General features: G+C 39.9%; 19 protein-coding genes, 1 tRNA gene and 1 other annotated feature. Of the genes, 13 read left to right on the forward strand and 7 right to left on the reverse strand.

Going from position 1 to position 19,033, the window contains the following annotated elements; genetic code table 11:
• Nucleotides 1-50 precede the first annotated feature (50 nt).
• The 4 genes from nusG (at nt 51) to HMPREF0549_RS06770 (ending at nt 2,361) form a co-directional block, all read left to right on the forward strand.
• Nucleotides 51-596: a transcription termination/antitermination protein NusG gene (nusG, locus tag HMPREF0549_RS06755; protein ID WP_040531564.1), complete on the forward strand. Its 546-nt coding sequence runs from the start codon at nt 51-53 to the stop codon at nt 594-596.
• Between the two features lie 304 nt (nt 597-900).
• Nucleotides 901-1,326, forward strand: a complete 426-nt coding sequence (rplK, locus tag HMPREF0549_RS06760; protein ID WP_003717526.1) for a 50S ribosomal protein L11 — start codon at nt 901-903, stop codon at nt 1,324-1,326.
• Between the two features lie 95 nt (nt 1,327-1,421).
• Complete coding sequence (rplA, locus tag HMPREF0549_RS06765) at nt 1,422-2,114, forward strand: 50S ribosomal protein L1 (RefSeq protein ID WP_040531567.1); 693 nt, start codon at nt 1,422-1,424, stop codon at nt 2,112-2,114.
• Nucleotides 2,115-2,286: 172 nt separating this feature from the next.
• Nucleotides 2,287-2,361 (forward strand) — tRNA-His (locus HMPREF0549_RS06770).
• Between the two features lie 54 nt (nt 2,362-2,415).
• Here HMPREF0549_RS06770 and HMPREF0549_RS06775 read toward each other — a convergent pair.
• From HMPREF0549_RS06775 to hemH, 3 genes are read right to left on the reverse strand one after another with little or no spacing between them, the layout of a single operon-like run.
• Nucleotides 2,416-3,072, reverse strand: coding sequence for a phosphatase PAP2 family protein (locus HMPREF0549_RS06775; protein ID WP_003717528.1), 657 nt, complete (start codon nt 3,070-3,072; stop codon nt 2,416-2,418).
• Between the two features lie 10 nt (nt 3,073-3,082).
• Nucleotides 3,083-4,387, reverse strand: coding sequence for an Nramp family divalent metal transporter (locus HMPREF0549_RS06780; RefSeq protein WP_003717529.1), 1,305 nt, complete (start codon nt 4,385-4,387; stop codon nt 3,083-3,085).
• Nucleotides 4,387-5,322 carry a ferrochelatase gene (gene hemH / locus HMPREF0549_RS06785; RefSeq protein ID WP_003717530.1) on the reverse strand — a complete coding sequence of 312 codons (936 nt, stop codon included), beginning with the start codon at nt 5,320-5,322 and terminating at the stop codon, nt 4,387-4,389. Before hemH ends, HMPREF0549_RS06780 begins: the two co-directional genes overlap by 1 nt.
• Before the next feature lie 123 nt (nt 5,323-5,445).
• Nucleotides 5,446-5,563 (forward strand) — a sequence feature (ribosomal protein L10 leader region).
• Between the two features lie 31 nt (nt 5,564-5,594).
• Between hemH and rplJ the strand changes: the two genes are divergently transcribed.
• The 3 genes from rplJ (at nt 5,595) to HMPREF0549_RS06800 (ending at nt 7,747) form a co-directional block, all read left to right on the forward strand.
• Nucleotides 5,595-6,095 (forward strand): 50S ribosomal protein L10, encoded by a 501-nt coding sequence (gene rplJ, locus HMPREF0549_RS06790; protein WP_003717531.1) that lies wholly within the window; start codon nt 5,595-5,597, stop codon nt 6,093-6,095.
• Nucleotides 6,096-6,158: 63 nt separating this feature from the next.
• Nucleotides 6,159-6,524, forward strand: a complete 366-nt coding sequence (gene rplL, locus HMPREF0549_RS06795) for a 50S ribosomal protein L7/L12 (protein WP_003717532.1) — start codon at nt 6,159-6,161, stop codon at nt 6,522-6,524.
• 191 nt (nt 6,525-6,715) lie between these two features.
• Entirely contained in the window at nt 6,716-7,747 is a 1,032-nt protein-coding gene (locus HMPREF0549_RS06800; RefSeq protein ID WP_258409009.1) for a DUF5692 family protein, read from the forward strand.
• A gap of 156 nt (nt 7,748-7,903) precedes the next feature.
• Here HMPREF0549_RS06800 and mscL read toward each other — a convergent pair whose 3' ends face one another.
• Entirely contained in the window at nt 7,904-8,278 is a 375-nt protein-coding gene (mscL, locus tag HMPREF0549_RS06805; protein WP_003717534.1) for a large-conductance mechanosensitive channel protein MscL, read from the reverse strand.
• A 168-nt stretch (nt 8,279-8,446) separates the two neighbouring features.
• Here mscL and HMPREF0549_RS06810 point away from each other — a divergent pair, with 168 nt between their 5' ends.
• The 3 genes from HMPREF0549_RS06810 to HMPREF0549_RS06820 are packed head-to-tail and all read left to right on the forward strand — an operon-like array spanning nt 8,447 to nt 10,144.
• On the forward strand, nt 8,447-8,767 hold the full coding sequence (locus HMPREF0549_RS06810; RefSeq protein WP_003717535.1) for a PadR family transcriptional regulator: 321 nt from the start codon (nt 8,447-8,449) through the stop codon (nt 8,765-8,767).
• Nucleotides 8,767-9,396: a DUF1700 domain-containing protein gene (locus tag HMPREF0549_RS06815; RefSeq protein ID WP_003717536.1), complete on the forward strand. Its 630-nt coding sequence runs from the start codon at nt 8,767-8,769 to the stop codon at nt 9,394-9,396. The genes HMPREF0549_RS06810 and HMPREF0549_RS06815 overlap by 1 nt, the downstream gene beginning before the upstream one ends.
• Entirely contained in the window at nt 9,380-10,144 is a 765-nt protein-coding gene (locus HMPREF0549_RS06820; protein WP_003717537.1) for a DUF4097 family beta strand repeat-containing protein, read from the forward strand. Before HMPREF0549_RS06815 ends, HMPREF0549_RS06820 begins: the two co-directional genes overlap by 17 nt.
• A gap of 131 nt (nt 10,145-10,275) precedes the next feature.
• On the opposite strand, the gene HMPREF0549_RS06825 is transcribed toward HMPREF0549_RS06820, so the two are convergent.
• Entirely contained in the window at nt 10,276-11,133 is an 858-nt protein-coding gene (locus HMPREF0549_RS06825) for a LysR family transcriptional regulator (RefSeq protein WP_040531572.1), read from the reverse strand.
• A gap of 111 nt (nt 11,134-11,244) precedes the next feature.
• On the opposite strand from HMPREF0549_RS06825, the gene HMPREF0549_RS06830 reads away from it, so the two are divergent.
• Genes HMPREF0549_RS06830 through menC form a run of 3 tightly spaced genes read left to right on the forward strand, consistent with a single transcriptional unit; the run spans nt 11,245 to nt 14,928 of the window.
• Nucleotides 11,245-12,579 (forward strand): M20/M25/M40 family metallo-hydrolase, encoded by a 1,335-nt coding sequence (locus tag HMPREF0549_RS06830; RefSeq protein WP_003717539.1) that lies wholly within the window; start codon nt 11,245-11,247, stop codon nt 12,577-12,579.
• Nucleotides 12,580-12,597: 18 nt separating this feature from the next.
• Nucleotides 12,598-13,803, forward strand: coding sequence for an MFS transporter (locus HMPREF0549_RS06835; RefSeq protein ID WP_003717540.1), 1,206 nt, complete (start codon nt 12,598-12,600; stop codon nt 13,801-13,803).
• 18 nt (nt 13,804-13,821) lie between these two features.
• Nucleotides 13,822-14,928, forward strand: a complete 1,107-nt coding sequence (menC, locus tag HMPREF0549_RS06840) for an o-succinylbenzoate synthase (RefSeq protein WP_003717541.1) — start codon at nt 13,822-13,824, stop codon at nt 14,926-14,928.
• 64 nt (nt 14,929-14,992) lie between these two features.
• Here the strand turns inward: menC and adhE are convergent, their stop codons facing one another.
• Both adhE and nrdF read right to left on the reverse strand, forming a co-directional pair.
• Entirely contained in the window at nt 14,993-17,623 is a 2,631-nt protein-coding gene (adhE, locus tag HMPREF0549_RS06845; RefSeq protein ID WP_003717542.1) for a bifunctional acetaldehyde-CoA/alcohol dehydrogenase, read from the reverse strand.
• 364 nt (nt 17,624-17,987) lie between these two features.
• Nucleotides 17,988-19,007, reverse strand: coding sequence for a class 1b ribonucleoside-diphosphate reductase subunit beta (gene nrdF / locus HMPREF0549_RS06850; RefSeq protein WP_003717543.1), 1,020 nt, complete (start codon nt 19,005-19,007; stop codon nt 17,988-17,990).
• Nucleotides 19,008-19,033: the final 26 nt, after the last annotated feature.

Here is a 19,033-nt window from a genome sequence, read left to right on the forward strand (position 1 = left end):
TTATTTTGAAATTGAAAATGAGAGTTAATTTTAATTAAGGAGGATTCATCGTGGAATCAAATGAAAAACGCTGGTACGTTTTACATACATACTCAGGCTATGAAAACCGGGTTAAGAGTAACCTGGAGTCACGTGCTCAATCAATGGGGATGCAAGATTACATTTTTCGAGTAGTTGTTCCTGAAGATGAGGTTCGTCAGGTTAAGGATGGGCAAGCTAAGGAAGTAGTTGAAAAGACATTCCCTGGTTACGTTTTGGTAGAAATGGTTATGACTGACCAAGCCTGGTATATTGCACGAAATACACCTGGCGTTACAGGATTCTTAGGTTCTCACGGTGGTGGTTCAAAGCCAACCCCATTACTTCCAGAAGAAGTTGACCGGATCATGAAGCGGATGGGTGTTCAAACCGTTCAACATGATATTGACGTTAGTGTTGGTGATAGCGTTAAGGTTATTGCCGGACCATTTGCCGACTTAACTGGTAAGGTTACAGAAGTTGACCATGAAAAGATGAAGTTAAAGGTTAACGTTGAAATGTTTGGTCGTGAAACGTCTGCTGAATTAGGTTTCGACCAGATTGATACGGTGGAATAAAGAGAGGGTGAACCGCGACGGATTAGCCACCGAGTACTAAGGGAGTTCAGACGATGATTGTTTACAATCAAGTCTGGACTATTTAGACGGAGGTGGCGGTCGCGGTGAGCTATTCTTGACTGTGTTGATTCATATTTCCATCAAGTTACTGATAAGCACGTTATAATCTTGTTTTTACACTATTTATCTTGAATTTTAATTATAAATGTGGTAAGTTACCTAAGTATGCTATTCGACATACTGTGGGAGAGGTAAATTTACTGCCTCATCATGACCACAACACGGACTAAGGAGGTTTTGTCTCGTGGCAAAGAAAGTAGCTAACGTTGTCAAGTTGCAAATTCCTGCCGGTGCTGCTACACCAGCTCCACCAGTAGGTCCTGCACTTGGGCAAGCAGGTATTAACATTATGGGCTTCACTAAGGAATTTAACGCTCGGACTGCAGACCAAAAGGGTATGTTGATCCCAGTTGTTATTACTGTTTATGAGGACCGTTCATTCGACTTCATTACCAAGACGCCACCTGCTGCTGTCTTATTGAAGAAGGCCGCTGGTGTTGAACACGGTTCCGGTGAACCTAACACTAACAAGGTTGCTTCTGTAACCAAGGCTCAAGTTAAGGAAATCGCCGAAACTAAGATGCAAGATCTAAACGCTGCTGACGTTGAAGCAGCTATGCGCATGATCGAAGGTACTGCACGGAGCATGGGCTTCACTGTTGAAGACTAATTGCTGAGTAGCAGGCCGGATGCACTATTAAAGTAGTACATCCCGTGGGAGGTATTAACTCCGCTAGACCACATTTGCAAGGAGGAAAACACAAGATGGCTAAAAATCGTGGTAAGAAGTACCAAGATGCGCTTAAAAAGGTTGACAGCAAGAAGAAGTACGCTGTTAACGACGCAGTTCAATTAGTAAAAGATATTGATTTCGCTAACTTTGACTCAACCGTTGAAGTTGCATTTAAGTTAAACGTTGACACTAAGCAAGCTGACCAACAATTACGTGGTGCCGTTGTTTTACCAAACGGTACTGGTAAGGATCAAACTGTTATTGTTTTCGCTAAGGGAGACAATGCTAAGGCTGCTAAGGATGCCGGTGCTGACTTTGTTGGTGACACTGACTTAGCTGGCAAGATCCAAGATGGCTGGTTAGACTTTGATGTTGCAATCGCAACTCCAGATATGATGCCAGTTGTTGGTCGTTTAGGTCGGATTCTTGGACCTAAGGGCTTAATGCCAAACCCTAAGACTGGTACAGTTACTATGGATGTTGCCAAGGCGGTTGAAGAATCTAAGGCTGGTAAGGTTACTTACCGGACTGACCGTGATGGTAATGTTGCTGTTCCATTCGGTAAGGCTTCATTCGACACTGACAAGTTAGTTGAAAACTTAAAGACTATTGAAGATATTGTTATGAAGGCTCGTCCAGCTTCTGTACGTGGTACTTATGTACAACATGCTTCAATTGCTTCAACTTTCGGACCAAGTGTTACACTTGATTTGGAAAGCTTCTAAATTAAATAATTAGAAGATACGCCAGATAGGATTTAGTTATTCTATCTGGTTTTTGTGTTATCAGATATTTTACTAATACGTCGATCTATTAATAATGTTTTTAACAGAGTCTTTTAATTTCTATTGTATTATTCAGTAGAGATGTGATATTATTTTCTGTGGAGTCATTATGGCGGTATTGGTGAAGTTTGGTTAACACACCGGTTTGTGGGTCCGGCACGCGTGGGTTCAAATCCCACATACCGCCCTGACCTAAAAAGAACTCAGGAGAGAATTTTCTCTCTTGAGTTCTTTTTTTGCTTTAATTTCTATTATGAATTTTTGTAATTGGTTTAATCAGCCACTGAGAAAGCCGATGACGGAATGTATTGGTGATCAGCCACCAACCACTTGCGAGGAGAAAGCCGCCAATAACATCGCTAGTAAAGTGATCGCGGAGATAAACTCGCGTAACCATAATTACGACAATCCACAAGAAAGCTATTAAGGTTAGTCCGATTCTTGCTCCTTGAAAGTGAATGTAGGGAAGAATTACGGCAAGGAGAGTAAAAACAAAGATTACCGTAGCAAAAGTGTGGCCACTAGGGAAACTGTAGCCGTTAGCCGGGAAGAGTTTGTTGCTTGGACGGACACGGAGCACGTTATACTTAACTAAAATGACCAATGAATAGCCAACAAATTGAAGGAGAACGTACCACAGACTTTCATTGAACCTGTTTTGCCACCAAAGATAGAGGGCAAGGAGGACAGTAAGAACTTGGATGATGATTGGATCACCAAAATGGGTAAGGATGATCATAATGTGCGTCTTTAAGTGATAAGTAGGTTGAGTTAATTGGTAACCAAAATGATCTATTTGATTAATCCAACCCATGTTATGAATCACACCGATTAAAAATACACCAAATAGTAACCAGCAGATGATCCCACCAATTAATGTTAACGTTTTGTTCTTCATTATTTTCTCCTTAGAACAATGCTGAAAGATTTAAGCCGGTTAACAGGATAACAAGAGCGTATTCAATAATCGTTTGCCAGAGAGGGCTAGCATGGTTCCCCATTAATTTTTGATCACTGGTGATTGCAACCAGTGGAAAAAGGGTGAATGGGAGTGCAATGCTAAGAATAATTTGAGCATAAATAATTAATTGTTCAAATTGTTGTTCGTTAAACCGAATTAGACAGCCAATGATGACGATTGGAATTAGGGTTACAAACCGCGTAAGCAGCCGTCTTTTCCATAATGGAAGACGGATGTTGATATACCCCTCCATAACGATTTGACCGGCTAAAGTACTTGTAATTGATGAAATTAACCCCGTAATCAGAAGTGCAAAGCCGAATAACCAGCTCATAACGGGACTAGATAACGTACCAACAATTTGGGGATTCTTCAGCCCGTAGAAAACATCAGCCAAACTGTTTAGCGATGCGGTATGGAAGAACAAGGTTCCGCCAAGGATGAGAAGGAGTGCATTAACGATTAGAGCAGCAATAAGGTGGATGATTGAATCCCAGTTAGCAAATTTAAGGGTTTCAGTAACTTGTGCTGGATCATGTTCGTCATAGCGCCGACTTTGTGCTAAGGCCGAATGAAGATAAATATTATGGGGCATAATTGTTGCTCCAATGATCCCGAGACTAAGAAGAAGCTCGGAATGGTTAGTGATAATTTTTGATTGCGGAATAATGCCGTTAAGAATTGCTAGCCAACTCGGATGAGCACGGCAGACTTCAATTGTAAAGATTGCGCCAACAACAAGAATCGTTGTAAGAACAATAAATTCAACTCGACGAATTCCAAACCGCAAAAAGACAAGAACAACTAGGACGTCCGCAACGGTTAGGAAAACACCCACAATCAGCGGAAGGTGGAAAAGCAGGTAGAGAGCAATCGAAGTGCCGACCACTCCAGTTAGGTCTGTTGCCATCATTGCAAGCTCATTTAATAACCATAGTCCTATCCGGACAGGCTTAGGAACCCGTTGAGCAATCGCTTGAGCTAAATCAGTTCGAGTAACGACACCGAGGCGGATTGAGAGTGATTGCATGATCATGGCAACGATGATTGACACGAAGAGGACACTTAACAACGTGTAGCCATATTGTCCACCGCCGGCCAATGAAGTTAGCCAATTACCAGGATCCATATAACCAACGGCAACTAGAGCTCCTGGCCCACTGTATGCAAGAAATTTTTGCCAAAATGCCGATTCATAGACAGTGGGGACATTAACGCTTCCGTTAATTTCATCTAAGCTTTTTTTCTTCATCAGTTTAGTCGCTCCTTAGCAAGATCAGCGATGAACTCAGCAAAGTTGGCATCATCATTGAGGGATGGAACGACATCAAGGGTGTTACCCCCATTTTCACGGAATGTTTGGTAGTTTTGAACCGAATTTTCTTCAATCGTTTCTAAGCAATCGGTAACGAATGATGGAGCAACAATTAAGATATTTCGCTTACCAAGCTGAACTAATTGGAGAAGGCGATTTTTTAAATAGGGCTTTAACCAAGGCATTGGGCCAAATTTAGATTGATAAGCCATTTCAACCTTCTTTTCGGGAATGTTGAGTCGCTTTTTTAGTTCTATTGTGGTCCGTTCAGTTTCATCCTGGTATGGATCACAGTGGTTAACCATTGAAACGGGGATGCCGTGGTAAGAAATAATTAGCATATCGTAGTTACCATTATCCCAAGACTTTTGAATATGATGACTAAGAACTGTGAGATACCGTGGATCATCGGCAAAACGATCAATAATTGGCAAATTCGGATCGACAGCCTGGACTTGTTCAATAATGGATTGAGTTGTGCTCTTGGTGAAATGTGGGAATAGAGAAAGAACGATAATCTGTTTACATTCTTGTTTCATTTGCCGGAGGGTGTCTCCAATGCTCGGCTTACCATAGGTCATTGCCATTTTAACTGACCATTTAGGGAGAAACTTTTGAACTTTTGTAGTTAAATTTTTTGTGTTGACAATTAATGGAGAACCATTTTTTAACCAGCAGTCGCGGTAAAAAGTTGCGGAACGCCATGAACGCATTGGTAAAATAATGCCATTTAAAAGCGGCTTCCAAAGTGCAGGCGGCATTTCTACGACGTTTCGATCCCCGAGGAATTGACGGAGATATTTCTTAACAGCTGGTGTTGTTGGCTCGGCAGGTGAACCAAGATTGACAAGTAATAGGCCATAGTCTTTCATGAATTGGTGCTCCTTGAGATAAATTAATAAGTTAATTGTACAACAAAGAAGGTTAGTTCAACCTGACGAATCAAGTTAAATTGTTCTTTACAAGTGTAATGGGAAATGTTATACTGTCAAAGTTGATTAAATATGACTCTGCCTAAGACTCAGGTGGCGAAAGCCTTAATAATATGCCTGCCGAGGAAGAAATTAAGTTCCTTCTCTATGTCTGCGGTCATAGGGATTTTTTTATAAATCCGGTCAAACTACATTGCAGGAGGTGAAAATTCATGAGTGAAGCAGCTATTGCTAAAAAGGCTGAAGTTGTTAAGCAAACTGTTGAATTAATCAACAATGCTGAATCAGCTATCGTTGTTGATTACCGTGGTTTAACCGTTGCCGAAGTTACTGATTTACGTAAGCAACTTCGTGATGCCGGCGTTAAGATGTCAGTTATCAAGAACAAGATTCTTGACCGTGCCGTTGAAGGTACTGACTACGAAGATCTTAAGAGTACTTTTGTTGGACCAACTGCTGTTGCCTTCTCTGACGAAGACCCAATTGCTCCAGCAAAGATCTTGAAGAACTTTGCCGATGACCACGACGCTCTTGAAATCAAGGGTGGTTTCATTGAAAAGAGTGTTAAGACTCTCGATGAAATTAACGAATACGCTACTATGCCTAGTCGTGAAGATCTGTTGTCAATGCTTGCATCTGCATTGCAAGACCCAATGCGGAAGATTGCTCGTGCAGTCAAGGCCGTTGCCGACAAGGAAGACGAAGCCGCATAATTGTCGTATTACCATATATTATCAAATCAAAATTAATTACCTAAATATTGGAGGAATATAATCATGGCTTTTGATAAGGATGCTATCATTGCTTCATTAAAGGAAGCATCAATTTCTGACCTTAACGATCTTGTTAAGGCTATCGAAGACGAATTCGACGTTTCTGCTGCTGCTCCAGTTGCAGCTGCAGGTGCTGCTGGTGGTGCTGCTGCCGCTAAGGACAGCTTCACTGTTGAATTGACTGAACCAGGTGCTGCTAAGGTTAAGGTTATCAAGGCTGTTAAGGACATCACTGGTGTTGGCCTTAAGGATGCTAAGGACCTTGTTGACGGTGCTCCTTCAGCAATCAAGGAAGACGTTAAGGAAGACGAAGCTAACGACATCAAGGAAAAGCTTGAAGCCGCTGGTGCTACTGTTACCCTTAAGTAGTCTAACTTCAAATAATTTTCAAAAGAGGTTGAACAATTCTGTTCAGCCTCTATTTTTGTTTAAAAATGTCGCTTTATAAGACAGATATCCAAAAATGAGTTTGCTATCTCTTTTACCCTTTTATAAAATAAAAGTAGGTTCTATGTAACCGTTAACATTTACTATAGGGAGGAGATAGGATGTTATTTTAAATTTATGGTAGCCAGTCAGGTTGGCAATTATTTGGTTGGGTATTAGTATTTGCTTGTTTGATTATCACAAATGAAATAGCACGTCGAAGCAAAGCTGGAGGCCTGTTTTTCTTCGTTATTCTACCAGTTACGCTGACAATTTACTTTACAGCAATTTATATTGGTGCTGCTCATGGACAGGCATGGGCGTTACATAATCAGACCTATGTTCATATGAATAGCTGGTTCCACTATGCTAAGCTGTACGCTGCTACGTTTGGCTGTATTGGTTTTATGATTCTTAAATATCATTGGGGCAAATTGGGAAAGGCATACTGGTTTAAATGCTTCCCGTTTGTAATTGTTGCAATTAATATTTTTATCGCTGTGGGGAGCGATTTTGAATCAGCTATTCGTGGGATGAATGCGTTACAAACTACCGGAAGTCAGTGGTGGCTTTCTTCAGAAGGTGTTTGGCTTTATGGTGGTTGGTGGAATGTCCTTAATGGTATTGCTGGAATTATTAATGTTTTCTGTATGACTGGTTGGTGGGGAATTTATTCTTCAAAGAACGAGGACGATATGTTGTGGCCTGACATGATTTGGCTATTCATTCTTGCCTATGATGTTTGGAACTTTGAATATACCTACAGCAACCTTCCAACCCACTCATGGTATTGTGGGGTTGCTCTTCTGCTTGCGCCAACCTTTGCAGCCGCAATTTGGAATAAAGGTGTTTGGATTCAGAACCGGGCAAATACGTTAGCAATTTGGTGTATGTTTGCTCAGGTGATTCCAGAATTTCAAGACAGTGGTCGATTCGCAGTCTTACCAGTTCTATACAAGAATGGTGTAATGAATCCAGCTGTTCACCCAGGGGCTGCTGATCCAACAATGATGGGAGTAATTACTATCCTTTCACTTGTAATTAACGTTGTGGTCTTTGCAATTATTTGGAAACGGGCTACTAGTAAGGGAATCAACCCTTATACTCACGAAGTCTTTGTTGGAACCAAGGATTACGAAGAAGCTATGGCTCGGGCACAAAAGTAAAACTAGCTTTTGCGGAAATATTTAATTATTGAAATAGTGAAAAGGGACGTAACGAGGAGGAAAAACTTCTCGTTGCGTCTTTTTTAGTGCGGCAAATAAATTCAGTGATAAATAAAAGATTCTCCCTAATAAAAATAATTTATTGGGAGAATCTTTCTAATTATTATTTTTTTCTTTTAAAAGTTCGGTGATTTCTTTAAGGTACTGAACTTCCTCACTTGGCTTGACAGGCTCTTCATCCTTTTTTGTTCGGAAACGATTAATTGCTTTGACCATCAAAAAAACGACGAAGGAGATGATCAGGAAGTTAATTACTGAATTAAGAAAGGTTCCGTACTTAAATTGAGCATCGCCGACTGTCCAGACGAGGTTTGAAAGATCGATTTTGCCGACAAAAATACCAATTAATGGATTGATGAGGTTATTTACTAATGACTTTACGATTGAAGTAAATGCAGCCCCAACGATAATCCCGACTGCCATATCAACCACATTTCCCCGTGCAATAAAATCCTTAAATTCTTTTATCATGTGAGCCTCCTTTTTGTGGACTGTTACTTAGGTAAGATATATTTTATCAAACTAAATTACAGGAACTAGGAAAAGATCAATCAAATTTAATTAAATTTAAGATCATACTATATTTAAATACAATATTATACACGATATAATATTGTGGAAGTTAAGGAGGAAGATTAAATGAAAATTCAAATAACTGCTGAACTCCTTGATGGACTGGTATTAGCGATTCTCAAACAGGATGATTATTATGGTTATGCGTTAACCCAGAAAGTAAAAAACGTAATTGATGTTTCTGAATCAACAATGTACCCGGTCCTTCGCCGCTTAAAGAAAAATGGTGACCTGACGACGTATGATAAGTCATTTCAGGGAAGAAACCGGCGATATTATCAAATAACGGATGTTGGTAAGCAGCACCTACAAGAAATCTTGCAATTATGGGAAGAATATAAGAGTAATTTGGACCGAATCTTTTATCGGAAGTGTGGAGAAGAATAATGGATGGTCGCCAGAAATATATTTCGGAATTAAAGAAATTATTAGCACCATTAACTGTTGAAGAGCGAACGGATGCACTGGACTTTTACAATGAGTATATTGAAGATGCTGGTTACAATAGCTATCAGCAAATTGTTAAGGAGATGGGTAATCCGCGGCAGCTAAGCCATAAAATTTTAGCAGACTATTCGATTAAGGCTAATGATGAGGAAACTAAAAGCGGTCATACGGCATCTCCACATTCCAGTTGGCGGGTCTTTTGGCTAATTATCATTGCAATTGTCACATCACCAATTACGTTTGCGCTGAGTTTCGGAGCGCTAGTTGTTCTTATCTGTGCTTTAGCAGCTGTCTTCGGCGTTAGTGTTGGTATTTTGGGAACTTTAGCTGGCTTGGTGTTCGCCGCTGGAGTGCTTCTCTATTCAGGAATTGGGGTTGTTGTTGCGGCTCCGATGACCGGAATCTTATATATCGGCTTTGGGATAACAATACTGGGGATTCTGTTATTCTGTATTCCGTTAGTTTATTGGATCATTCGCTGGCTAGCACAGGCAATTGCCAATTTAGCTAAGTATATTTACCAAAAGTTAGTTCAGAGGAGGGCAGAAAAGCATGAAAAGAATGTTTAAGATTAGTTTGGGAATACTAATTATTGGAATTATACTGATGATAGTTGGTTTTGCTGGTCATGGGATGAAAAATATCAGTTTTAAGGGAACAACTCCGGTGATTGAAAAACAAGTTACTAAGGAATTAAGCACTAATAAGGAATTTACTAAAATTAATCTGACTAGTTCGACTGCTAATGTTCTGATTAAGACGGGCTCAAAATTTTCCATTAGCTATCAAGGAAGTAACGCTCGTCTCCCTAAGGTTAGGGTAACTAATCAGGTTGCCACTATTAGTCAAACCGGTAGCCATGGAACGTTCTTCTCTTATAATGACGGGGATGACACCATTGTCATTACGGTACCTAAAGGAAGTAAATTATCCGGGGAACTCGATATTGCTGATGGTGATTTGAGCATTACAAATGTCGATATGGATAATATGGATGTTAATGCAGCTGATGGTGACGTTGTTTATAATAATCTTACTGTGACGGGCGGAAAGACAACCCTTGGCGACGGTGACTTCACTAGTAATGGAGTCACATTTAAGGGGCATTACACAGTGAAGACGGATGACGGGGACAATAAAGTGATTGCTTCTTACGCTGATGGCTTTATTCTCCATACTGATGATGGCGATAATAAACTCGATGGGGTTGACCATGGGGCTGAAGACCTTCAGCAAAATGAATCAGCAGCGAACCTTCTTCGCTTGGAGGCAAATGACGGTGATAATTCGGTAATTAATATTAAAGCGGTCCAATAAGTAAAAATGGTCCTTAGTATTAGTAAATTCTTAGTACTAAGGACTTTTTGTATTTATTTTATTCAAACGATCACTTGAGGTGAGTTCCTCATTCATTATGAATTGCTCTGCGAACGCAAAGGGGAGCTTAATTATGCCTTTTTTAAGGAATGACAGTAATTAAGAAGGAGCGTTGCAACTTGCTCTTGGATGCTTGTTCTTGGCCCATAGGGATAGGAAAGATAAATCCTTCTATGAAAGCCATTCTTCCCAATTCTATGTAATGAAATCTTTTCAAGGTTAGTTGTACAGTTCCAGGATAACTCAGGAACAAAGCATGAAGCATAGCCCTGAGCTACTAAATTAATCATGAGATTACGATCGCCTGTTCGCAAGACAACTTGAGGATCTATTCTTTGTGCAGAAAGAAAGCGTTGGGTAAAGTCGGCAAATGGTGACTCGTTCATTTCAATTAGGGGTAGTTGGTTAATTTTTTCCAATTGAAATGTTGACTGTGAATTTTCCTTACTCGTCGCCAAAAAGACTTCTTCGGATAGTAACAATTCGTTATGTTGCTCGGGGACCGGTAGAGGCACAAGCTGAAAATCATAATGCCGAGGATCATTGTCGATTTTACTTTGGATAAATTGGAGGTTAATTTGGGGATATTTGTGATGAATGATTTTGAGAAATGAAACCAGTAAGGGAGTAGTTTCACACATCTTAATAGTGATCCTTTTATTGTTAAGTGAGTGAATTGCCTTTACATTTTCCTTTGCTAACCGTAATTGATTGAATGACCGATTAACTACCGTAAAGAAATAATTACCTTGAGCGGTTAAGATTAACTTTTTCCCTTGACGAATAAATAGCGAAACGCCTAATTCGTTCTCTAACTCCCGAATACTGCGACTAATAGATGGTTGAGCAACATGTAATTTAGTTGCTACCTTTGTCATATTCATTGTTTTGACGACTTCGGTAAAGTATTTTAATTGCGTTAAGTTCATCTTTGTTACCTCTTTCATAGCAATTTTGTTATTAACTACATAAAAAGTAATATTGAATTTTAAAAATAAATGAGAATATTCTAATTATATTATAATTTTGGAGGTGATGAAATGACGATTGATGACTATGTTAGGGAAAATCAGCAGCAGTTTATTAATCTATTAGCTAACTTTGTAAGTCAAAAAAGCCTTAGTCAAACAGGAGAAGGAATCCAAGCAACGGTTAAATTCTTGAAAGAACTTTTAGAACAATTCATTCATGCGAAAGTTGAGATTATTGAAACGGCTGGTAATCCAATTATTATCGCAACCCTTTCTCCAGAGAAGGATAATGAATACTTGTTTTATGGGCATTATGATGTTCAGTTGCCAGGAAAATTGGCTGAATGGAAAGTAAAGCCATTCAAATTAACTCAGCGTGACGGCCGCTTGTATGGTCGCGGTACTGGCGATAATAAGGGCCAATTAGTGGCACAAATATGTGGTTTTTATGTTTATCAGCAATTATATGGGGAGTTACCTTTTACAGCCAGAATTCTCATTGAGGGTGAAGAGGAGATTGGAAGTCCGCACCTCCTTCAAACAGTTCGTGCCTTGAAGGATCCGTACCTAAATAACCTTTCAGCAGTTTTTGTAATGGATGGATCAATGAGCCAATCAGGAGACCATGTTTTACGATTAGGAAACCGGGGTGTTTTATCGTTTAGGTTAGGAGTAAGAACTAACGAAAGCGCTCTGCATTCAGGGAATTTTGGAAATGTTAGTAAGAATGCGGCCGTTGAACTTATGCGGGTTTTAAATAAGCTAATTAACCCACTAACTGGTCAATGTAGAATTAAGGAATTTTATAAAGAAGTGGTTGAGCCAAGCAGTCAAGAACGAGAGTGGCTAAGTTCTCTGCCAAGTCCGTACAATATTCCAGCACCAATTTATAAGGATAAATTTGATTATTATTATCGGCTAATGTTTCAACCATCAATGACAATTAATGGTTTGAGTAGCGGCTATGAGGGTGACGGGGTAAAAACAATTATTCCTGGTAAAGCAACTGCAATTATTGACTGCCGCTTGGTTGCTAACCAGACATGTGATGAGGTAATTAAATTAATTAACAACACGCTTAAAGCGGAATTAAATGAAGAACAAATCCAAATTAAGTACTTGGTTAAGCTTGATCCTGTAAAAATTGCAGCAAGCAACCCATTAATCCCTCGGCTGGTTTCTACAATTACAGAAGCCACCGGTAAAGCACTGATTGAGCCGGTAATGCCTGGCAGTGTGCCTAATTATATTTGGAAAGATATTATCGGGATTCCGCCATTTACTATTCCATTGGCAAATTATGATCAGCATAATCATGCACCAAATGAGAATATAACAATTGATGCTTTTCTTGATGGAATAAAAATTATTACTTACCTCTGTCGAAATTTAAATTCTAAATAGTGGAAAGAAGGTTACCTTATGGATGAATCACAACAGTTAATGGGCCAGAATGAAAGGCCAAAGTCATATCGAACACTAGTATTGGTTTTCTTGGGATTTATTGTTTGTTTTATTGATCGTTCCGCAATGAATATTGCGCTTGCTTATGTTGGAAAAAGCTTTACGTTGACTCCGGCTCAATTAGGAGTAGTCGGCTCTGCGTTTTTCTTTAGTTATTCATTAATGCAGGTTCCAGGTGGTTGGCTTGTTGACCGGTTTGGCACTAAATGGATGACGGTACTCTCGCTTTTGGCCTGGTCAGTATTTACTGTGATGACAGGATTTGCCTGGTCATTTACTTCGCTGATTATTATTAGGGTTCTGTTTGGAATTGGTGAAGGATCATATCCGTCAGCAGCAATGAAACAGGTTCGCTTGGCATTCCCGGAAAATAAACGTGGTCAAGCATCCGCGGTTGCTATTTCATCTAATTATATTGGGAACGCACTAGCACCGTTTATTGTGGCTCCCTTGATTGCCCTGTTAAGTTGGCGTGGCGCGTTTCATGTTGTTGGAGTGTTAGGCCTTGTTTATTTGGCGTTCTATTACTTCTTCGAACGACCATTAAATCGCGAAATTCCAGATTATGATACAGGAGATCAAAAGGTTAAAGGAAAGTTTGACTGGCGAGTATTAAGCTTTTCGGTAGTTGTGTTTGGCTTTAGTGTGATTACAAAGGGATTAGATACTTGGATGCCTACTTATCTTCTTCAAGCACGCCATATTAATCTAAAAGGAATTGCTTGGTTAGTTCCTCTTCCTTCCATTACGGCAGGGATTGGATCATTTATTGCCGGATTCATCATGGTTAAGTTCTTTACCGGTCATGAGAAATGGTTAATTTCTCTTTCAGCATTAGTGACTATGGTATTCATGTATGGAATGTTCCATTCGCTAAGCTTAACTGGAGTAATTACCTTTGAAGTGTTGGCCTACTTTACTAAATCAATTGGTTTCGCTGCCTCCTATGCGTTTGTGGCACAATTGGTTGCAAAAACAAATTACGGAGCATCAATTGGGGTAGTTAATTTTGGTGGACAACTTGCGGGCTTCTTAGCACCAATTTTAATTGGCCTTGTTATCCAAGGTACTCATAGCTATACGGCAGCCTTCTTGGTATTAACATTCTTTGCATTACTGGCATTTGTTGCTTCATTAACTATCCATGGTAAAAAGGCAAACTAGTAGGGAGAAAGTGATGAGATGAAAATTGAAAAAGCACGATTATTTAAAATTGATTTACCCTTAAGGAATGCTTTTGAGGTTAGCTTCGGGGTAATTAAGTATAAGCGCACGATTATCTTAGAGTTGACGGATCAGGATGGCAATTGTGGATATTCAGAGTGTTCAGCTTTTGATGTTCCGTTTTATAATGAAGAATTTCGCTCAGGAGCATGGGACCTATTAAAAGAACAATTATTACCTAAAGTTGTTGGCCATGACATTAATCATCCAGATGATATTTATCAACTATTTAGCCATATTCGGCGAAATAATATGAGCAAGGCATGTGTAAATTGCGCACTCTGGGATTTATATGCTAAACGGCTTCAGCTACCGTTAGCAAAAGCGCTGGGCGGAGACAAACAAAAAGTTGAAGTTGGGGTTAGTATTGGTGTTCAATCCTCACCGGAGAAATTAGTTGAAACAGTTCGTGGCTATCTCAACGATGGCTATCGGCGAATAAAAATGAAAATAAAACCGGGAGCCGATTATCAGTTCATTAAAGCTGTCCGGAACGAGTTCCCAGAAGCAATGCTCATGGCTGATGCCAATTCTGCATACCGCTTAAAAGATCTACCAATGTTACAACGGCTTGATGAGTTGGGGTTACTCATGATTGAACAGCCGTTGGAACCGGGCGATTTAGTTGATCATGCACAACTTCAATCCAAATTAAAGACAGCAATTTGTCTGGATGAAAGTATCCTTTCTTTGGCTGATACTAAGAAAATGATTCAATTAGGTAGTGGTCGTATTATTAATATTAAAGTTGCTCGGGTTGGTGGACTAGGAGCAGCAAAACAAATTCAGGAATATGCAAGTAAGCATGGTATTCAATGTTGGTGTGGCGGGATGTTAGATTCTGGAGTTGCAAGGGCAGAAAATGTTGCAATTGCTACTCTCCAAGGATATACACTTCCTAATGATATTGCTGCCTCAACTCGTTATTATAATCAAGATATTATCAAACCAGTAGTTGAGCTAGATGGAACTTACGTCAATGTTCCTCATCAGCCCGGGCTAGGCTACGAAATTGATTGGGACAATATGAGAAAATTTTGTAAAGCGGAACTGGTATTAAAGTAAGGAATTTAAGTAGCAAAAAGAAGACCGAGAAAACTCGATCTTCTTTTTGAATTTAATCAGTTGATTAGTCTTTTTCTACACCAGTACCTTCGTAGCAACGTTCAAGGAGTTCCTTAAGTTGGCTAACGAGTGGTTCAACTGGGTTAGTGGTAGTACATTGATCTTCGTAGGCAAGAACAGCAAGCTTATCAACAACTTTGTCAAAGTCTTCCCGGCTAACACCGTTGTCCTTAAGGCTTAACTTAACACCACACTTGTGAGCAAGTTCAATTACTTTCTTGGCGTATGCTTCAGCTAATTCTTCATCAGAGTTTCCTTGAAGACCGATGAAACGAGCAATGTCAGCATAGTCCTTAGTTGCGTGGTAAGTTTCGTAGTGAGGCCAGAGAGCAAGCTTTTGTGGCCGCTTAGCATTGAAGCGGATAACTTGTGGAAGGGCAATTGCAATCAATAAACCGTGAGGAAGGCCGAATGCTCCACCCATCTTGTGGGCAAGAGAGTGGTTAATTCCAAGGAATGCTTGACCAAATGCCATCCCAGCCATTGTTGAGAAGTCGTGCATCTTCCGCCGAGCAAGCTTGTTACCCTTTACGGAGTTAGGAAGGTATTCCATAACCCCCTTGATAGTTTGAAGTGACCAACCACGAGTATAATCAGTTGCCATTACTGAAACATATGATTCAGTAGCGTGACAAAGGACGTCCAAACCCGTGTAAGCAGTGGTCTTGGGAGGAACAGTTTCAACGAATTGTGAATCGACAATCGCAATGTTTGGAGTTAATGCGTAGTCAGCAAGTGGGTACTTAACGTGGGTCTTGGAATCAGTAATTACGGCAAATGGAGTAACTTCTGAACCAGTTCCTGAGGTAGTAGGAATTCCAATTAATTGTGACTTAGTAGGCTTCTTGATTTGGTAAGCACGCTTACGGATATCAAGGTACTTTTGCATAACACCGTACCAGGAAGTTTCTGGGTGCTCATAGAACATCCACATTGCTTTGGCAGCATCCATTGGTGAACCCCCACCGAGGGCGATAATGGTGTCAGGCTTAAAGTCGTTCATCATAGCAACACCCTTTTCAACGGTGTTAGTTGATGGATCTTCTTCAACATCATCAAATACCAAGAAAGCAGTTTCGTTTTGACGAAGACGTAATTCGTCAATTACTCGTTGAACGTAACCACGCTTGCTCATTCCTGGACCGGTAACGATAAAAGCCCGGTCAATGTTAGGAATGTCGCGCAATTCTTTTAGTGAGTTGCGTTGAAAGTATACTTTTGGGGGAATCTTAACCCATTGACGGTTTTCACGACGCTTAGCAATAACCTTAATGTTCAATAGATCCCAGTCAGTAACGTTGTGTGATACTGAGTTACCACCGTATGAACCGGTACCAAGAGTAAGGGATGGAGTCATGTTGTTGTAGATGTTACCAATACCGCCGATACCAGATGGTGAGTTAACGATAATCCGGGAAGCACGCATTTCAAGACCGTACTTAGTAGCCAAATCATCATCAAGGGTATGAATGGCAGCGGTGTGTCCTTCACCACCGTAGTGAAGTAATTGACGACAAATATCAAAGGCATTTTCGTGAGAAGTTGCCCGGTACATAGTAAGAACTGGGGAAAGCTTTTCAGCTGAAAGTGGGTAATCGTCACCCACACCTTCGTATTCAGCAATAATTACCTTAGTGTGTTCAGGAACATCTTTCAAGCCACACATTTCGGCAATTGCGTTAGCAGAACGACCAGCAATCGGGCCACGTACTTGGTGCCGCTTAGTGTCAATAAATCCTTCAGTGAAGGTATCTAATTCATTTGGCTTAACGAAGTAACAATTCCACTTCTTGAATTCTTCTTTTACTTGGTCGTAAATTTCGTCATCAACAACGACTGAGTTTTCAGTAGCACAAATCATACCGTTATCAAAGGTCTTGGATAAAACAATGTCGTAAACGGAACGAGCAATGTTAGCAGTCTTTTCAATGTAAGCAGGACCGTTACCAGGACCAACACCTAATGCAGGGTTACCTGAACTGTAGGCAGCCTTAACTAATGCAGGACCACCAGTTGCCAAAATAGTAGCAATGTTAGGGTGACGAAGCAATGCATTAGTAGCTTCAAGACTACATTGTGGAATCCATTGAATCATGTCCTTAGGAGCACCAGCTTTTTCAGCAGCTTCCTGAAGAATCTTTGCGGTCTTAATGGATGACTTCAAAGCTTGAGGGTGGAAGGAGAAAATGATCGTGTTCCGTGTCTTAGCGGAAATAATGGATTTGAAAATTGTGGTTGAAGTTGGGTTAGTAACTGGGACAACACCAGCGATAATTCCCAGCGGATCAGCAATTGTAATTGTTTGATCTTCATCATCGTCTTTGATAATACCAACAGTCTTATCATGACGAATGTTGTTCCAGATGTATTCACTAGCATAGATGTTCTTAATTGCTTTATCTTCAGCAACACCACGACCAGTTTCGTTCGCAGCGTCTACGGCTAAATCCATGTGGTGTTCTTCTGCTGCCAATGCCATTGCTTGACAGATCTTATCAACTTGTTCTTGGCTGTAGTAACGTAATTTGTCAAAAGCCTTTTGACTACGCTCTACTAAGTCATTAATCATAGTTTGAGCTTCTTGTTCTTTATCAACAGGTGTTGTAGTTTCAAGATTTTTCTTATCTTTAGCCATGAGAATAAGCTCCTTTAATTTTTATTTTTGTTAATCATTGAACATAAATAAATATACTATATTTTTAGAAAAAGTAAATAGCTATGTGATTGAATGAACAATGGTAAATGCTAATGTTAGCGTTTCCAATATTATAGCCTCAATGACTGTAAAAACAATAAAAATATTGGTATTATTTTTGGGATAGTCCACTGATAAAAGATCTTTTATTTGTTAACGATTGAAACTTAGTTCACAATCTTATAATAGAGATATTCAGTGTATAATTGATAGCCATGTTCTTAGTTGAACAGGATAAAGAAAAAGCTGCGAGATAACTTTAAGTAATGATTATCTCGCAGCTTATTAAATAAGATGTTTAATTTTATTCTTTATCGTTCTTATCTTTTGTAGCGTTTGGATCCGCAACGTTGTAGTCATCATCATTCATTGCTTCAACAGCACCTAAACGGTAGCCATTTCCTACTTGGCTAAAGAAGTCATGGTTTGCCGTTGATGTGGAAATCCCGTTCATAACGACTGGATTGACATCTGAAGCAGTATCGGGGAAGAGCGGGTCTTGCCCGAGGTTCATTAGTGCCTTGTTGGCATTGTAACGAATGAAGGTTAAGACGTCTTCTGTCCAGCCAACTTGATCATAAAGCAAGTGGGTGTACTTTTCTTCGTTATCATATAACTCGTAAAGGAAGTTATACATCCAGTCCTTCATGTCTTGTTGTTGCTTTTCTGTTCGGTCGTGCATCCCCACTTGGAACTTGTAGCCAATGTAAGTTCCGTGAACTGACTCGTCCCGTAAAATTAACTTAATAATTTCGGCAACGTTATTCAGCTTATTGTGTCCTAGATAATAGAGTGGGGTATAGAAACCAGAATAGAAGAGGAAAGTTTCAAGGAAAACATTGGCAACCTTCTTCTTTAATGGATCTTCCTCTGGATTGCGGTAAATATTAGCAATTTGAACCGCCTTATTTTGTAAGTACTCTTCGGAATCTGACCAGTCAAAAATTTCGTTAATTTCTTCAGGGGTATTTAATGTTGAAAAAATTGTTGAGTAACTCTTGGCGTGAACTGATTCCATGAATTGGATGTTATTCAAGACTGCTGTTTCGTGTTGTGTTTTAACGTCTTGCTTTAAGGCTGTTAAACCAGCTTCAGACTGAACAGTATCCAGAAGGGTTAATCCACCGAAAACGTGACCAACAGTCCATTGATGATCGGTGTCAAGTTCTCGCCAATCATCTAAGTCGTTTGAAACGGGAATCCGCGTATCGAGCCAGAATTGCTCTGTCAGCTTTTCCCAAGTTGCTTTATCGATCATATCGGAAACTTCATTCCAATTAATCGCTTTGTATTCTGTCAAAGGTTTATATTCTTCAAGCTTCATTTATTAGGCTCCTTATTCGCAATCAA

The organism is Limosilactobacillus vaginalis DSM 5837 = ATCC 49540, assembly GCF_000159435.1.
In the GTDB taxonomy this organism is placed as follows: domain Bacteria; phylum Bacillota; class Bacilli; order Lactobacillales; family Lactobacillaceae; genus Limosilactobacillus; species Limosilactobacillus vaginalis.

Coding starts and splice junctions, on each gene's coding strand:
- rplA (WP_040531567.1), top strand. CDS start 1,422: ATGGCTAAAAATCGTGGTAAGAAGTACCAAGATGCGCTTAAAAAGGTT.
- HMPREF0549_RS06775 (WP_003717528.1), bottom strand. CDS start 3,072: ATGAAGAACAAAACGTTAACATTAATTGGTGGGATCATCTGCTGGTTA.
- HMPREF0549_RS06780 (WP_003717529.1), bottom strand. CDS start 4,387: ATGAAGAAAAAAAGCTTAGATGAAATTAACGGAAGCGTTAATGTCCCC.
- hemH (WP_003717530.1), bottom strand. CDS start 5,322: ATGAAAGACTATGGCCTATTACTTGTCAATCTTGGTTCACCTGCCGAG.
- rplJ (WP_003717531.1), top strand. CDS start 5,595: ATGAGTGAAGCAGCTATTGCTAAAAAGGCTGAAGTTGTTAAGCAAACT.
- rplL (WP_003717532.1), top strand. CDS start 6,159: ATGGCTTTTGATAAGGATGCTATCATTGCTTCATTAAAGGAAGCATCA.
- mscL (WP_003717534.1), bottom strand. CDS start 8,278: ATGATAAAAGAATTTAAGGATTTTATTGCACGGGGAAATGTGGTTGAT.
- HMPREF0549_RS06810 (WP_003717535.1), top strand. CDS start 8,447: ATGAAAATTCAAATAACTGCTGAACTCCTTGATGGACTGGTATTAGCG.
- HMPREF0549_RS06815 (WP_003717536.1), top strand. CDS start 8,767: ATGGATGGTCGCCAGAAATATATTTCGGAATTAAAGAAATTATTAGCA.
- HMPREF0549_RS06820 (WP_003717537.1), top strand. CDS start 9,380: ATGAAAAGAATGTTTAAGATTAGTTTGGGAATACTAATTATTGGAATT.
- HMPREF0549_RS06825 (WP_040531572.1), bottom strand. CDS start 11,133: ATGAACTTAACGCAATTAAAATACTTTACCGAAGTCGTCAAAACAATG.
- HMPREF0549_RS06830 (WP_003717539.1), top strand. CDS start 11,245: ATGACGATTGATGACTATGTTAGGGAAAATCAGCAGCAGTTTATTAAT.
- HMPREF0549_RS06835 (WP_003717540.1), top strand. CDS start 12,598: ATGGATGAATCACAACAGTTAATGGGCCAGAATGAAAGGCCAAAGTCA.
- menC (WP_003717541.1), top strand. CDS start 13,822: ATGAAAATTGAAAAAGCACGATTATTTAAAATTGATTTACCCTTAAGG.
- adhE (WP_003717542.1), bottom strand. CDS start 17,623: ATGGCTAAAGATAAGAAAAATCTTGAAACTACAACACCTGTTGATAAA.
- nrdF (WP_003717543.1), bottom strand. CDS start 19,007: ATGAAGCTTGAAGAATATAAACCTTTGACAGAATACAAAGCGATTAAT.